Consider the following 15,478-nt stretch of genomic DNA (forward strand, 5'->3'; position numbering starts at 1 on the left):
CCGGGCCGAGCGGGAAGCCGCCGGGCTCAGCGCCCTCGAACGCCGAGTATCGCGAGTTGAACTCGGTTGGATGCGCCGGTTTTGGTCATCAGGTTGGTGATGTGGGTCTTCACCGTGGTGACACCCAGATGCAGGCGCTCGGCGATCTGCGCGTTGCCGAGGCCATCGGCGACGAGCGCGAGTACCTGCGTCTCCCGAGGAGTCAGTCCCTGCGGCGCGCGCTGGTCCGGATGCTCCGGTGCGGCGGGCGTGTGATGTGCCAGGGCCGAATCGACGACGCGGCGCAGGACCTCGGGCGAGAACGGGTGGTCACCGGCCGCGGCGCGGTGGATGCCGTGCAGCAGTTCCGCCGGTGCGGCGTCTTTGACCAGGAAACCGCAGACGCCCGCGGCAAGGGCCGGATAGAGGTGATCGTCATCGTCGAAGGTGGTGAGTGCGAGGACCCTGGTGGCGGGGCGGGCCGCGAGAATCGCCGCGGTGGCCCGGATTCCGTCCATCCCCGGCATGCGCAGGTCCATGAGGACGACATCGGGGCACAGTTGTTCGGCGAGGCGGACGGCGTCCGCGCCCGCGGCGGCCTCTCCCACTACCTCGAGTTCGTCGTCGGTCTGACAGAGCATGCGCAAACCGGCGCGAACGAGCTGCTGATCGTCGACGAGCAGGATCCGGACCGTCACGAGACCACCCGGCCACGCAGGGGCAGACCCGCGGCGAGCAGCCAGCCAGGGCCGGAAGGCCCCGCGGTCAGCTCGCCGCCCAGCAGCTCCACGCGCTCGCGCAGCCCGATCAGGCCGAGGCCGTGATCGCCAGGTACTCGACGGTTCTCATCGTGTCCGGCGGGCGCCACCTTGGATCGTCCGGGCGTCGAAACGGCACTAAATCCGCTGTCGCACAACGAGAAATGAACCTCCTCGGCGCCGTGCACGGTGACGGTGAGCGTTGCCGACGTACCCGGCCCGGCGTGCTCGACGATGTTCGCGATCCCCTCCTGCGCCAGCCGCAGCAGCGTGAGCGCCAGCACCGCGTCGACCACGGTGACCTCGTCGTCCACCGTGGCGGTCACTGTGACATCCAGCTGGCGCGCGCGAGTCACGACCGCGTCGAGCGCGGCGGGAAGGTCCGCGGGTGCGATGAAGGATTCGCCCGCCATCGCTGGATCGCGCAGTATGGCGACCAGCCTGCGCAGATCGGCTAGCGTTTCCTTGCCGCTGGCGTGGATGTCGTCGAGCACTTCCAGTGCGACGGGCGGCGCGTCCGTCAACGCGTGCCTGGCCACGCCGACCCGCAGCACCGTCGAGGACACATGATGGGCGATCAGGTCGTGCAGTTCCCTGGCGATAGCCGTGCGTTCGAGTGCCCGCGCCGCCGCCACCTCGCTATCCCGCCGTCGCGCGAGTTCGCGGGCCTCGTGTTCGGCACGCTCCGTACCCTCCCGTGCCGCGCGCAGCAGGCCGCCGATCAGCAGTGGAGCGCCCGCCATGACCACCGCGCGGTAGCCGTTCGCGGCGAGATCACCGGTCGGGTGCAGTACATAGGCGGCGGCTACCGCGCCCGCCGCGACCAGCGCAGGCCACCCGCCTCGACGCGCCGACAGCTCGACCAGCGTGATGGCGGCCGCGACTTTGGGCACCACCGGGCCGGTGTCGCCGAACTCGAATCCGAGCAACAACAGACCCGCCACGATGAACGCGGTGACGAACGGCCGGCGCACTCCCACGGCAGCGACCGCGACCGCAGCCATCGCGATCGTCCAGTCCACCGCGCTCGCGCCGTCGACCAAGAAGAGCAGGCACCCGATGGCGGCCACCGCAAGAAGGACGAGCCGCACCGGAACGAACCGCACGTCGAGCCAAGACTCGACGCCACGGGACACACCGGTAGCTTTCCACATGCCGACCATCATGCCGGGCGGCCGGGGCGGCCCGATTCCTCCGTGGGGAGGAGACGCCTCATCCGTCAGGTCCAGGCGCGATCACCATCGGGATACGGCGGCGCGACGACCGACGCCGAAATTCGGTCGGACAACCACACCCGGCATTCCCGTCGGCATGCTCGCCGCCGAACTCCTCCCCCGGCACGAGCGCGGGTCCTCCTCGCGGCCGGAACCTCGGGCTCGATGGCGGATTCGCGGCGATGGCAACCTCGCGACAGTGGTGCCATGACGAACGACGATCAGCACATCCCTTCCGATCCGGCCCGCGAGACGGCGGACCGAGAGCCGGACGCGCTGCCGCGCCCCAGCCGCAGGAAACTGCTCGGCACGGTCGCGGCCGCGTCGGGTCTCGCGGTCGGCGCGGCCGCGGGCTTGGCCGGAGGGATCGCGCTGGGGGCGGATTCGAACCCTCCGGACGCCGCGGTCCGGACGCCGCTCGCGGCTTCAGTGCTGCGGCGCTTCGAGAACAAGACGGTGCTGATCACCGGGGCGACCTCGGGAATCGGCGCCGCGGCCGCACGATTGTTCGCCGCCGAAGGCGGGCGCGTCGCGTTCTGCGGAAGGCGAACCGAGCGCGGGCGTGCGGTGGAACGCGAGATCAGGGAGGCCGGTGGGGAGGCGACCTACTTCCGGGCGGACGTCCTGGTCGAAGAGGAAGTCCGCGCCTTCGTCGACGCGGCGGTCGACACCTACGGCGGACTGCATGTCGCGTTCAACAACGCGGGCATCACGATTCAGAAGAAGCTGCACGAGTACAGCGCCGAGGAATTCGATCGGGTAGTGCACACCAACCTGCGCGGCACGTTCTTGGCCATCAAATACGAAGTGCCGCATCTGATTCGCAGCGGAGGCGGCACCATCGTGGTCACCTCGTCGAGTAATGCCCTCGCGACCGACTCCGGCCGCGGCGCTTACACGGCGAGCAAGCGCGGTCTGGTCGGGCTGGTTCAGTCCGCCGCACTCGACTACGCCGCTGACGGCATCCGGGTCAACGCGCTGGTACCCGGCACCACCGACACCGAACTGGTGCGCCGTGCGGCGGGCATGGAGAGCCTGCCCGACGACGCCTGGCAGGTGCTCATGAAGCAGTGGGCGGGCAGTAATGTACCCGGCCTCGGCCGACTGGCTACCGCACAGGAGATCGCGTCGTTCGCCCTCACCCTCGCCTCACCGGAACACCCGTACCTCACCGGAGCGCAGCTCGTCATCGACGGCGGAAAGACCGCGCACGCGTAGGTGCGTGCGCGGTGTCCGCGCTCGGATGAGGAACCGCGGCGTAGTGGGCGTGCGGTCAGCGGAACAGATCGGCGTGTTCGACAGCCCATTCGTCGAATGTGCGTGGCGGCCGCCCGATGATCTCTTGGACGCTGGGCTGCTGATCGCGAGTCCATTGCGTGAGGGCCGCGAGGTGGATCGCATACTCCCGCAATGCGTAGAGCGTGACATCGATTGCACCGGGTGGCCAGCCGTTACGGCGCCAGATCGTGCGGCTCTGGTCCGGAGTGAGTTCGACGATGTCGACGTCGCGCCGGATAGCCCTGGCGATGCTGTGGATTCGGGAGCGGGTGCTCAGTGGTGGGCCTACGGCTTCGAGAATGGTGCCGGTGTACTTGTCGGTGCGTAGTGCCGCTGCCGCGACGGCGGCGAGGTCGTGCTCGTGAATGAAGGGGTAGTGGCCGGTCTCGGCGAACGCCTCGCGGACGACGCCCTCGCCTCGGATCGTTTCCGGCCAGTCCGAACCTGTGGCGGGGTAGGTGCCCTCGATGGCGGACCCCATCACCGCGGAGGGGCGGATGTGAGTCCACGCAATTCCGGAGCGCTCCACGGCTTTTTCGATCGCGAGCCAGAACCAGGTTTCCGGCGGGTATTCCTGCTCGTATTCGGGTCCGTGCGAGGAGAGCAAGGCGATGCGGCGCAGCCCGGCCGCCTTCGCCAGGCCCAGGACATCCTTCACGGTGGACGGGATCGCGCCGGCAAGGAACATCGCTTCCACACCGTGCAATGCCGCGGCGCAGTCCGCAGGTGAGGTAACTGACCCGCGCACGAGTTCGACGTCCGCCGGCCAGCCTTCGTCCTGGCCCGGCTCGGCCAGCACGCGCACCCTGCCTTCGGCGGCCAGCAGTTGGCGTGCCAGGCTTCGGCCGACGATTCCGGTCGGGCCGGCGCCTTCGCCCTTGCGCGGGCAAACGGCCGTCACCAGGTAGAGATTGTCCATTTCAGCTGCCGCACAGTCGAATTGGCGCATGACAAGATCCTCCGTCGTAGTCGGCTGGAGATCTTGCGCCTGATCGACTTCGGTGCGGCGGAACTGTCGGCCGCCGCGCTGATCGCGGAATCACGGTTGCGGATCTGATCCGACAGTAGCAACTCGCGACATCGAGGGCGCATCCGCGCTACTGCCGCTGAAGCCCGGGACGGCGCGGTAGCCGACCGTGCTGCGCTGTGAACTTCCGTCAAGACTTCGTGGTCCCGCCGCAAGCACCGCCTCGATCGAATGGGACGCGGTATCGGACCGGCCCGACGGCGCGCCCCGTCATTCTCCGCCGAGGTGGCGGTTGTCAGCGAGCGTCAGCGGTGGGACGTATCGACTGACCAGCGTGCGATGCCACCAGGCTCGGGTGTGAAGCAGTTCCCGGGGCGTGGTGAAGCGGTACTCATACAGTTGCGCGCGCACGTAGCGCGGTGGGGACTCGGGGAAGGGGTTGCACCGGAGTAGACGCACGGTAGCCCGATCGTTTTCCAGCAGTCGCACCAGGAACGGGCCGAGCCATTCCCGCGCATAATGCGGTGAGAAGGCGGCGAACCACATGAGCCAGTCCAGGCGCAGATGGTATGGGGCCCATTGCCGCGGGAGGCGGCGCAGGTTGCCGGGTTTTCCTTTGAATTCGTATTCCTTCCACTCGGTCTGTTCGGTGATCGTCGGGTCCTCGGTTCCTTCGATCACCACCTCGAAGCGGATCCGGCCCACAGTGCCGAAGGCGCCGTAGGTGTTGACCAGGTGATAGGGGTTGAAGGACCGGTTCATGAGCTGGTGGCTGGAGATCATGTTGCGCACGGGCCAGTAACTCAGGAACACCACCAGCCCCGTGAACGCGATAACCAGACCCGCGAACCATGGCGGTGCTCCCGGCAGCGAGGGCGGGGTGGGTACCGGCAGCACCGCGGCCGCCGAGGACTGACTGATCGCACTACCAGCGAGGATGATCGTCAGCCAATTCAGCCACGCAAAGTTTCCGGACAGCACCAGCCACAGCTGGGTGACGAGGATGATGGCCGCGGCGATGCTCGCTACCGGCTGTGGAGCGAACAAGCCGAAAGGCACGACGAGTTGAGCGACATGGTTGGCCGCGACCTCGACTCGATGCAACGGCTTGGGCAGGTGATGAAAGAACCAGCTCAGCGGCCCGGGCATCGGCTGCGTCTCGTGGTGGTAGTACAGGCAGGTGAGATCACGCCAGCAGCGGTCGCCGCGCAGCTTGATCAGGCCGGCGCCGAACTCGACGCGGAACAGCAGCCAGCGCGTCGCCCACAGCACCAGCACCGGCGGCGCGGTGCGGTCGTTGCCGAGGAAGATCGCCAGGAAGCCGACCTCCAGCAGCAGGGACTCCCAGCCGAACGAATACCACGCCTGCCCCACGTTGACGATCGACAGGTAGAGGACCCACAGCATCAGCCACAGCAGCATCGCGGCCCACAACGGCACCAGATCGGCCAGGCCCGCGACCATCGCCGCGGACAGCGCGGCGCCGATCCAGCAGACCGCGGCGAAGAATCGGTCCGAATAGTGGACATGAAAGATGCTCGGCAGCTCCCGAGGGGACCGCCGCGCCAGCAATCGCGGCACCGGCAGCATCCCATGTTCGCCGATCAGCGCCCGGAACTGCCGTGCGGCCGCGATGAAGGCGATCAGATAGATGGCTGCGGCACCGCGCGTCAGTACCTGCCTGCCCAACCAGTATTCGGGTGCGGTGAACCATTCCATGCCCGCAACTCCTCGGACCGCGGACGTTCGTAACCCACCTCCGCCTACCTTAACCCGATAGCGCGCGAAGCCGGGGCGGATGCCGGATTTCGAGACGGGTGCGTGCGGGTTCGATGACGCCGTTGCGCTCCTCCTCGACGCCGGGAAGCACGCCCGGGGTGTCCACGACGAAGACGAGCGGCAGGCCGAAGGCATTTCGCGTCGACCGCGCCACCGAGGACCAGTGGCTGGTTGGCGACGACGCCGACACTGCGTCCGTCGCCCCTGGTGAAGCCGGTGATGAGGTTCGCCGCCGTGGCGGAACGGATTTCGTGGAAGTCGCGGTCACAGCGGCGAGGCGCGCACGTTGGCACAGAGCCCTATGCGGACCTGTCCGATCGCCACTCGCGCCATGCCAGAATTCAGCGTTGATTCCTCCTGAGCACGTTCGGGAGCGTCGGTGATGCCTGGAAGGATTCAGCGTATGAGTGCCACTGGGGACGATGCCCGCGCCTTTGCCCTGTCACTGCCGGAAACATCCGAACAGTTCACTTGGGGGATGCCGACTTTCCGGGTCGCGGGCAAGTTGTTCCTCACGCTTCCAGAGGCAGAGTCCTCGATGGCGGTCCGCTGTCCCATCGCCGACCGCGACGAACTCGTCGTCGCCGAACCGGACAAGTTCTGGATCGCCGCGCACGAAGCCAACAACGCCTGGGTCCGTGTGCGTCTCGCCGCGCTGGACGACCGGGACGAGCTGGAAGCCATCGTCCTCGATTCCTGGCGGCAAGCCGCCCCTCGGGCTCTGGTCGACGACGCGGGGTGAGTGCCGCGCGCGGCGTCAGCGCGCGCGGCGGCGGCGAGGGCGGGCGGCGAGCCTCAGGCCGAACAGCAGATCGGTGTTGCGAACCGGGGTTGGTTGTTCGGACATGCGGAGCAGTCCGGCTTGTCGTATCCAGCTGTGGTGCCAGTGGTACAGGTCCGGGAGGGTCACCTCGCATGCCGCGGCGATTTTGCGCAGGCGGAAGCCCGCTCCACCGACAGCGCCGGCGAACAGTTTGCTGTTCAGTGTGTCGTGCGCTTCCCGATGGATGCGGGCATCGTAGAGCAGCGGGCGCGCCAACGGTGGTATCACCCATACGTACAGGTCGGGAGCGTGTGCGTAGCCGATCGGGCCGTTGAAGATCAGCGCGTCCGCGGTGAGGGCGACGCAAGGAATCGCGTTGAGTTCCATTGCGGTAGCGCCGGTGAACAGCGCGGTGGCGAGCGCGGCGGCGTCCACGGGGTTGTCGGTCCTGGTACGAATCCGGGTGATGATCTCGTGATCGACGGGGATCGTGGTGAGCCCCGGCCCGACCGAGTACGCGAGATCCGGCGGCAGATCCAGGCGCAGGCCGTGTAGCAGGAATGCGGCTTGCGCGCCGCGCAGACGAGTGATGGTGTGTCCGCGGCTGGGGCTGTCGGCGACGAGACCGCCGAGGAACCGGTACAAGCTCAGGATGTCGTTCCACTCGTCGACCAAGCCGCCGCCGGAACCCTGATGGAGGCGGTCCGGCAGGGACAGGCGCGGTTGCAGGACTGTCAGCATGTGCGCGGCGAGACCGGCGCCGAGTGGGTCGACCCAATTGCGTTCGTGCTGATCGAGGTCGTGGTGACACGGCTGCCCGCTGTGCTCGGCCAGCCATTGGCAGGTCGCTCGGATTCCTTGGGTGTAAACGGCGTCGACGCGCGCGAACTCGTCGGACGGCAGGCTCCGGTAGGCGTCCGCTCGAAACGTGGTGACGTCTCCGTCGGAGATCTGCGGCAACTGCTCGTCGGCCGCCTCGGCAAAAGTGACCATACGTGACGGCCGGGCTCTGAGCTGTCGATAGCCGACCTGCCGGGTGGGGCCATCGGGAACCTGTCGATGTCCCAGCCGCCGGGTAGGCCCATCGGGAGCTTGTCGATATCCGAGCTGCCGGGTAGGGCCGTCGGGAACGGCGCCACGCTTGGCCAATTCTTCCAGCTCGGACGGACGTAGCGTGGGCACGCTCGCGTCGACCACAGCTACAACCTCCTGGATCCATGGACCCGTGCCGGCACAGCGGGTTCGACGTCAGTTGCAGAGCATTCGATCACGTACCCAGCGGTAGATGCGAAAAGTTCACCGAGATTTGATGTTGTTTATCTCACTGACAGTCCAAGTTTCAATGGAGGCCAGGTGAGTCGCGCGCATTCGACGAAATCGCGGCGCCGCTGGCAGCGGCACCAAAACCCGCTGCGTGACATTGACTTTCACGGAAGCTCCGATGCCGAGTACTCCCGAATTGGGCCCTTGTTCACCCCCCTGGAACGCGATGGCCTCGCGCGCTTCCCCGGGCCGGTCCCGGACTGCGTATCGACGGGACCGCGTGCCGACCCGGCGCAGGCCACGATCACCATGCCGATCCCCAGCCACTGCACCACCTGCAATTCCTCGCCGAGCAGCAGCAGTCCCACTCCCGCGGCCACCGCGGGTTCCAAGCTCATCATCACGCCGAACGACGCCGGCGTGATCCGGCGCAGAGCCTCCAGCTCGATCGCGTGCGGCACGAGTGACGACAGCACGGCCAGCGTCGCCGCCCCGGCCAGGAACACCGGATCGAGCAGGAGCGCAGCATCGTTCGCGATCACTGACGGCAACGCGAGCAGCCCGCCGAATCCCATGGCCAAGGCCAATCCATCGTGCCCGGCGGTGTGCCTGCCGACCACGGCGCTGCACGCGATGTAGGCACCCCAGCCCGCACCGGCGGCCACCGCGAACAGCACGCCGCTCCACGACAGCGGTCCTTCGGTGTCGACCAGCAGCAGCACGCCCGCGCCCGCGAACGCCACCCATAACGCGTCGCGCCAGCGCCGCGAGCCGAGCAGCGCGATGGTGAGTGGGCCGAGGAAATCGATGGTCACCGCCATACCCAGTGGAATGCGGTCCAGCGCCGCGTAGAAGCACAGGTTCATGCCCGCGATGGCCACGCCGAGCCCGGCGATCGGGAGCAGCGCTGTGCGCTCGACCCGCAGCGCGGGCCGCCACAACAGCATGGCGAACACACCGCCCAGCACGATCCGGGCGCACGCGACAGTCGTGGGCGAGGCGATCGAGAACAGATGTTTGGCGACGACCGCGCCGAGCTGGATGCTGACCATCGCGACGACCACCAGTAGCGAGGTGGGCACGCCGCCGCGTTGCGGGGAGAAGCGCGGCGCGCTGCGTGCGGGGGTGTCCTGGACAGGACTGACGACCACGTGTTGCTCCGTTTCGGGGACGCGCTTACGCCCGGGTGCGTAAGCGGATGTGTTTGTGCGCGAGCAGCATTCGGACCACTCGCGCCTCGCCGATCCGCATGGATCGGCGAGGCGCGTGAATCGCTTCGCGTAGCAGTGATTTCCGACGGCGTCTCAGCTCGCCGCCCAGGCGCACGTGCTAGGCCCGCGGCTGTGCTGGGTCGTAGCGAGGCGTCGGCTCCGGATTCGCGGCAGTGCCGACCTGGGCGGGCAAGGGACCCCGATTCAGGCGGGTCCACTCCAGGGTGGACGGTCTCGGGGCGTTGTGCGCTGCGCGCAGCCGTGTGTCACAGCCGAAGACGGTAGGTTTGCTAAGCAACGATTTGTCGGCCGATTGGTTGCCAGAACCCGGTAGAAATGTTGCGAGATGTGTCCGGCGCTGTGCTGTGCGGCACAAAGACGATCGCACCGTTTGGGTTTCGCGTTGGAAGCTGACGGGATCGGTCAGTCGTTGCTCGATGTGCCGAACTCTTCGATCAGCACGGGATACTGCTCGCCACCGTGTCCGGCGGCGATCGAGCGGTCGGCCATCGCCTTGATCAACTGCGGCAGTTCGGCGTTGACACCGGCCGCCTCGCACTCCTTGATCAGGTGTGCCATCGCCCGCGCGTCGGTCTCCAGCGTCGCCACCTCGGCTGGGAAGGAGCCGCTGTCGATCTGCTCGGCATACCCGGGCAGCCATTCGGCCACGCCGGTAGCGATCTGCTGCGCAAACGGCGCGTACGTTGCGGCGTCGACACCGGCCGTCCTGAGCAGGGCAGTGCCCTGGAGCCAGGCGTTCAGGACGCTCCACATCATGGCGAGGCCCGCCACGTCGTACAGGGACGCCAGCCCATGGTCCGCACCAAGGTAGGTGGCGGTGCCGAGCGCGTCGAGTGTCGGCTTGTGTGCCTCGAAGTGCGACTGCGGCCCGCTGTGCAGGAGCACCGCCTCGGCGGTCCCGATCGCCGACGGGATGGCCATGATGGCCCCGTCCAGGTAATGGGCGCCGCGCTGCTCGGCCCATTGGGCGGCTTCCCGGGCTTGGGCGGAGTTGCCCGAGGTCAGGTTGATCAACATCGTGCCGTTCAGGTCGATATCGCTCGCGCCGAGCAACTCGTGCATGGCCTGGTAGTCGGTGACGCAGATGATCGTCAGGGAACTTGCCTCGAGCGCGTCGCCAACCGTTGCCGCCAGCCGTGCACCCTCGGCCACCAGTTTGTCCGCCTTGGCGGTCGTGCGGTTCCACACGGTTGTGGGATGTCCCGCATTGAGAAACGCGCCGGCGAGTGCCCGGCCCATCAGTCCGAGTCCGATGACTGTCACGGGTGTATCTGTTTTGTTCATGGCAGCATCGTCAACGTTGATACCGGTGTGAAGGTCAAGTGAGGTTTTGGTGCGAATCGGAGAACTGAGTCGTCGGACGGGCGTCAACGCTCACCAGTTGCGCTACTACGAGGCCCAAGGCCTGCTGGAGGCAGAGCGCGGCGCGAACGGTTATCGGGAGTACGACGAGAACGCCGTGCTGCGGGTGAAGCAGATCCGGCACCTGCTCGGTGCCGGTTTGTCGTCCGAGGACATCGCGTACCTGCTGCCCTGTGCGGTCGGAGAGGCCCCGGAACTGCTCGGGTGTCCGGAGTTGCTGGCCGCGATGCGGTCACGGCTGCAGCGACTGAACGATCAGATGGACAAGCTTGCTCGATCCCGCGACGCTCTTGCCATCTACATTGATGCGGCCGAGCGAATGAGCAGCGACAGCTATCCGCCCTTCGATGATGCTGACCTGGAGCCTGTCCCCGCCTGACCATCCGGGGTGCTGGCGGTCAACCGGCGGTCTCGGGACGGTCCGGCAGTCCGAGGCGCAGGTGCTCGCTGTGGTAGATCGCCTCGTCCAGCAGTTGGGCGACGTGGTTGTCGTAGAGGCTGTAGACGATGCTGCGGCCGGTGCGGGCTCCGGTGACCAATCCCAGGTGGCGCAGCAGCCGAAGCTGGTGGGAGACGGCGGACTGCTCCATCCCGATCGCGTCGGCCAGTGCGCTCACCGATCGCGGGCCTTGGCGAAGTTCGGTCAGGATCATCAACCTGCTCGGGGTGGCCAGCGCCTGCAAGGTGGTCGCCACGTGATGGGCGGACTCCGGATCCAGGCGCGCGACAAGCCGGTCTCTGCCTTTGACGCCGTGTCCCATAGTGGAAAAGCATACTCCAGGAACAAATGAAGACCTGTTCATATCTTCTGATATGGTCGGGCGGTCTGTTCATGGCTGTCCTGGAGGTGAATCGTGGCCGCGCCGACGCTCGCGCCTACTCGACCGAACCCCGCACCCGGTCTGGTGCCGGTGCGCCGGACCCGGTTGTTCGCACTGCCCGAGGTTCGATGGGCCGCCCTGGCCGTGGTGTTGTTTCTGGTTGGTCTGGCGGTGCAGTTGGCCGGTGGGCCGCAGTGGCTTTGGTGGGCGTTGTATCTGGCCTGCTATGCCGCCGGCGGGTGGGAACCGGGACTGGCGGGATTGCGGGCGTTACGGGAGAAGACGCTCGACGTCGATCTGCTCATGGTCGTCGCGGCGATCGGTGCGGCGGCGATCGGTCAGATCACCGATGGCGCTTTGCTGATCGTCATCTTCGCCACCTCCGGTGCCTTGGAAGCACTGGCCACCGCCCGGACCGAGGACTCGGTGCGCGGACTCCTCGACCTCACGCCGGACACGGCGAACCGGGTGACCGGCGACGGTGCGGAAGAGACGGTGAACGCCGCTGAGCTCCGAGTCGGGGATGTCGTCGTGGTGCGGCCCGGTGAGCGGATCGCCGCGGATGCGACCGTGATCTCCGGTGGCAGCGAAGTCGACCAGGCCACCATCACCGGTGAGCCGCTGCCGGTCGACAAAACCGTCGGCGACGAGGTGTTCGCCGGGACTCTCAATGGCACCGGGGCCCTGCGTATTCGCGTGGAGCGCCGCGCGCAGGACTCGGTGGTCGCTCGGATCGCGGCATTGGTCGAGCAGGCCGCGCAGACCAAGGCCCGCACCCAGCTGTTCATCGAGAAGGTCGAACAGCGCTACTCGATCGGCATGGTCGTGGTCACCGTGGCAGTGTTCACCATCCCACTGCTGCTCGGGGACACCGTGCAGCGTGCGCTGTTGCGGGCGATGACGTTCATGATCGTCGCTTCCCCCTGCGCGCTCGTGCTGGCCACGATGCCGCCATTGCTGGCGGCAATCGCCAACGCGGGCCGCCACGGTGTGTTGGTGAAATCCGCGGTGGTGATGGAAAAGCTCGGCGCCACCGAGCGGATCGCGTTCGACAAGACCGGCACCCTGACTCGCGGCGCGGCCGAGCTCATCGAAATCCATTGCCTGGATATGCGATTCAGCGATGCGGAGGTGCTGCGGCTCTCGGCGGCCGCCGAGCAGCCCAGCGAGCATCCGCTGGCGGCGGCTATCGTACGCGCGGCCCGCGTCCGCGGCCTCAGCCTGCCCGAGATCTCCCAGTTCACCGCCCATCCCGGTCGCGGCGTGACGGCCCGCGTCGGCGATCGGCTCATCGGTGTCGGCTCCCCCGCCACCGTGAGACCAGAAACCGACAGCTCTCCCGGAATCGCGGCATTGCGCGCCACCGTCGACGCGGTGCAGACCAGCGGTTACACCGCCGTCGTCGTGATCTGCGAGCAGCTCCCGATCGGAGTGTTGGCCATCACCGACCAGCTTCGGCCGGAAGCGACGGCGGCAGTGCGCGCCGCCACGGAACTGACCGGCACCGCGCCGGTACTGCTGACCGGCGACAACCGAGCGACCGCCGACCGGCTCGCCGCCCAGGTCGGCATCACCGATGTCCGGGCCGAACTACTGCCCGACGACAAAGTGACCGCGGTGCGGCAACTACAGGCCGACGGACAAAAAGTGACCGTGGTCGGTGACGGCATCAACGACGCTCCAGCCCTTGCCGCCGCCGAGGTAGGCATTGCGATGGGCGGCGCGGGAGCCGACCTGACTTTGCAGACCGCCGACGCCGTCGTGGTTCGGGACGACCTCACCACGATTCCCGCGGTGATCGCCCTGGCGCGGCAGGCGCGACGAGTTGTCGTGGCCAACTTGGCCATAGCCGCCACCTTCATCGGCGTGCTCGTCGTCTGGGACCTCGTCGGGACCCTGCCCCTGCCGCTGGGCGTCGCCGGACACGAGGGATCGACGGTCATCGTTGGCCTCAACGGGCTGCGCATGCTGCGCGGGGCAGCCTGGGAACGCGCCGCCGGAACGCGGGACCGCACCGGACCCGGCGATGACCGGACCGATCGCGGCTGATCCTGCCGCGCAACGTCGGCTGGGATGCGGCACCACGCACGCCTTGGAGTGAACGGCCGCGGTGTTGAGATGGGCGGCGGGACATGCCCGTCAGGTTGCCGCACCTTGGTCCCGTCAGAAGGACCGCTCCGTTCACCGCCGATTCGCCGCGCGCTAGGTCACGGCTTCTCGCGCTCGGCGTTAGAGTGCCGGTCGGGCGCAGACTGTGGTCAGCGAGTGGCCGTGACGAGTTGGAAGCATTCACCGATCCGGGTGACCTGCGACTCGGTGAAACCCGCGGCGTCGAGGAGGGCCACCAGTTCGTCGTCGGGGTACAGCCGCATGCGCCGTGCCACCGGCGGCGGCGCCACGGATGCCGGAGGATTCGGCGCGAGAGTGTGGATGACGATCCTCCCGCCCGGCGCCAGCACCCGGCGCAGTTCGGCGAGTGCGCGAGCGGCGTCGAGGAAGAAGAACGCGTTCGTCATCGCGGCGCAGCTGAATTGCTCGTCCGGCAGGGGCAGCGCTTCGGCCGGGGCGTTGATCACCTCGAGCCGACCGGAACGCACCGCGTCGGCGTTGTTCTTCGCGGCCAGTTGGACCATATCGGCGCTGTGGTCGACCGCGGTCGCGCGGCAGCCGGACTCGAGTGCCCATCGCACGAAGGTGCCGCCGCCGCAGCCGATTTCGAGGAGCCGGTCGGCCGGGGTGAGCTTCAACGCCCGCAGCGTGTCGCGGAACATCTCATGGTGGGCCTTCATATCCCGCCACATCCGCCGGGCGATCCGGCCGCGCGGTCTGCGCAGGAGGTGGTCGGTCAAGAGGTCGGCGAGGTGCGGCATCGGCGTGCACCGGTCCTTTCTGCGGTGACTGGTCCTCGGCGCGCAGCCGGGTTGCGTCAGTTGTGGCTTCCGGCCTGGATTCGCATGTCGCCGAAAACGGTCCGGCGAGCCAGTGGACGAGCCAGGAAGTCGTGCGGAAAGCCGAGTCGCACCGCGGTGGCACGGTCCAGCCGTTCCGTGTGGTGCTCATCGAGCACCAGGTCGAGCGCGCCGAGATTGTCCTGAAGTTGCCGGACCGTGCGCGCACCGAGCACGGGCGCGGTCACGGCGGGGCGGTGCATGCTCCACGCCAGCGCGACCTCGGCGGGCGTTCGCCCGAGTTGGTCGGCTATCTCGGTGACGAGGTCGGCGATGGCCAAGCCGCGCTCGGTGAGCGACTCGTTGGCCAGCGCGATGTCCTTGCGCGATCCGCCTGTCGAGCCGGATGCGCCGCCGAGATCGGTGCGGCGATATTTGCCGGTCAGCACACCGCCCGCCAGCGGTGACCACGAAACCACCCCCAGACCGAGTTCGCCCGCCATCGGGATGAGCTCGCGTTCGACGGTGCGCTCGATGAGGTTGTATTCGATCTGCAACGCGATCAGTGGCGACCAGCCGCGCAGTTCGGCGATGGTCTGCATGCGCGCGACCTGCCAGGCCGGGGTGTCGGAGACGCCGACGTAGAGCACCTTGCCCGCACGAACCAGGTCGTCCATGGCGCGCACGATTTCGTCCGCCGGTGTCAGCCCGTCCCACAGGTGCAAATAGAGCAGGTCGACGTAGTCGGTCCGGAGCCTGCGCAGGCTGGCCTCGACCGAGGCCACCATGCTCTTGCGGTGGTTGCCGCCGGAGTTCGGATCGGTGAGCCGCCGAACCGCGCTGTACTTCGTTGCCAGCACCAGGCTTTCCCGCTCGGCGCCCGCGAACTCGCCGAGCCACTCCTCGGCGGTGCCGTTGGTGTACTGGCTGGCGGTGTCGATGAAGTTGCCGCCGCGGCCCACGTAGTGGTCGAAGATCCGGCGCGCTTCGTCCTTGTCGGCTCCCCAGCCCCATTCGGTGCCGAACGTCATCGTACCGAGCGCCAACGGGGAGACGCGCAGGCCGGACCGGCCGAGCAGCCGGTAGCTGTCCAGCTCGAGCGGTGCCGCCGCCGTTCCCAACCCGTTCCGAGATTCCTTGTACACCAATACCTTCCGTTCATTACGCCATTGAA

The 15,478-nt window shown here is 67.7% G+C and carries 14 protein-coding genes and 1 pseudogene; 4 read left to right on the plus strand and 11 right to left on the minus strand.

The genetic code is table 11. The annotated features are described in order from the left end of the window. Positions 1-26: 26 nt before the first annotated feature. Positions 27-677 (minus strand): response regulator, encoded by a 651-nt coding sequence (locus tag ACWPXK_RS17970; protein WP_454197281.1) that lies wholly within the window; start codon positions 675-677, stop codon positions 27-29. Then, positions 674-1,891, minus strand: a complete 1,218-nt coding sequence (locus ACWPXK_RS17975) for a sensor histidine kinase (RefSeq protein ID WP_454197282.1) — start codon at positions 1,889-1,891, stop codon at positions 674-676. Before ACWPXK_RS17975 ends, ACWPXK_RS17970 begins: the two co-directional genes overlap by 4 nt. A gap of 267 nt (positions 1,892-2,158) precedes the next feature. Between ACWPXK_RS17975 and ACWPXK_RS17980 the strand changes: the two genes are divergently transcribed. Beyond that, positions 2,159-3,169, plus strand: coding sequence for an SDR family NAD(P)-dependent oxidoreductase (locus ACWPXK_RS17980; protein ID WP_454197283.1), 1,011 nt, complete (start codon positions 2,159-2,161; stop codon positions 3,167-3,169). Between the two features lie 55 nt (positions 3,170-3,224). On the opposite strand, the gene ACWPXK_RS17985 is transcribed toward ACWPXK_RS17980, so the two are convergent. The 3 genes and pseudogenes from ACWPXK_RS17985 to ACWPXK_RS17995 all read right to left on the minus strand — a co-directional run. Beyond that, a complete protein-coding gene (locus tag ACWPXK_RS17985; RefSeq protein ID WP_454197284.1) occupies positions 3,225-4,178 on the minus strand; it encodes an NAD(P)H-binding protein in 954 nt (317 codons plus the stop codon). Positions 4,179-4,466: 288 nt separating this feature from the next. Further along, positions 4,467-5,915 (minus strand): lipase maturation factor family protein, encoded by a 1,449-nt coding sequence (locus ACWPXK_RS17990; RefSeq protein WP_454197285.1) that lies wholly within the window; start codon positions 5,913-5,915, stop codon positions 4,467-4,469. A 109-nt stretch (positions 5,916-6,024) separates the two neighbouring features. Beyond that, a pseudogene (locus tag ACWPXK_RS17995) lies at positions 6,025-6,241 on the minus strand (carboxyl transferase domain-containing protein); the annotation flags it as partial. A 137-nt stretch (positions 6,242-6,378) separates the two neighbouring features. Between ACWPXK_RS17995 and ACWPXK_RS18000 the strand changes: the two are divergent. After that, a complete protein-coding gene (locus tag ACWPXK_RS18000) occupies positions 6,379-6,717 on the plus strand; it encodes an MmcQ/YjbR family DNA-binding protein (RefSeq protein ID WP_454197286.1) in 339 nt (112 codons plus the stop codon). 15 nt (positions 6,718-6,732) lie between these two features. Here the strand turns inward: ACWPXK_RS18000 and ACWPXK_RS18005 are convergent, their stop codons facing one another. From ACWPXK_RS18005 to ACWPXK_RS18015, 3 genes are all read right to left on the minus strand, one after another. Beyond that, the gene (locus ACWPXK_RS18005; protein WP_454197287.1) at positions 6,733-7,935 is read right to left on the minus strand and encodes a hypothetical protein; all 1,203 of its coding nucleotides are present in this window, start codon (positions 7,933-7,935) and stop codon (positions 6,733-6,735) included. Between the two features lie 230 nt (positions 7,936-8,165). Continuing rightward, a complete protein-coding gene (locus ACWPXK_RS18010) occupies positions 8,166-9,152 on the minus strand; it encodes an EamA family transporter (protein ID WP_454197288.1) in 987 nt (328 codons plus the stop codon). Between the two features lie 483 nt (positions 9,153-9,635). Beyond that, positions 9,636-10,517, minus strand: a complete 882-nt coding sequence (locus ACWPXK_RS18015) for an NAD(P)-dependent oxidoreductase (protein WP_454197289.1) — start codon at positions 10,515-10,517, stop codon at positions 9,636-9,638. 49 nt (positions 10,518-10,566) lie between these two features. Here ACWPXK_RS18015 and ACWPXK_RS18020 point away from each other — a divergent pair, with 49 nt between their 5' ends. Beyond that, on the plus strand, positions 10,567-10,974 hold the full coding sequence (locus ACWPXK_RS18020) for a MerR family transcriptional regulator (protein ID WP_454197290.1): 408 nt from the start codon (positions 10,567-10,569) through the stop codon (positions 10,972-10,974). A 19-nt stretch (positions 10,975-10,993) separates the two neighbouring features. On the opposite strand, the gene ACWPXK_RS18025 is transcribed toward ACWPXK_RS18020, so the two are convergent. Continuing rightward, positions 10,994-11,356: an ArsR/SmtB family transcription factor gene (locus tag ACWPXK_RS18025; RefSeq protein WP_364333400.1), complete on the minus strand. Its 363-nt coding sequence runs from the start codon at positions 11,354-11,356 to the stop codon at positions 10,994-10,996. Positions 11,357-11,449: 93 nt separating this feature from the next. On the opposite strand from ACWPXK_RS18025, the gene ACWPXK_RS18030 reads away from it, so the two are divergent. Then, the gene (locus ACWPXK_RS18030; protein WP_454197291.1) at positions 11,450-13,465 is read left to right on the plus strand and encodes a heavy metal translocating P-type ATPase; all 2,016 of its coding nucleotides are present in this window, start codon (positions 11,450-11,452) and stop codon (positions 13,463-13,465) included. A gap of 209 nt (positions 13,466-13,674) precedes the next feature. On the opposite strand, the gene ACWPXK_RS18035 is transcribed toward ACWPXK_RS18030, so the two are convergent. Then, entirely contained in the window at positions 13,675-14,286 is a 612-nt protein-coding gene (locus ACWPXK_RS18035; protein WP_454197292.1) for a class I SAM-dependent methyltransferase, read from the minus strand. Between the two features lie 56 nt (positions 14,287-14,342). Further along, the gene (locus tag ACWPXK_RS18040) at positions 14,343-15,449 is read right to left on the minus strand and encodes an aldo/keto reductase (protein WP_454197293.1); all 1,107 of its coding nucleotides are present in this window, start codon (positions 15,447-15,449) and stop codon (positions 14,343-14,345) included. Positions 15,450-15,478: the final 29 nt, after the last annotated feature.

The organism is Nocardia sp. Marseille-Q1738 (assembly GCF_965283145.1).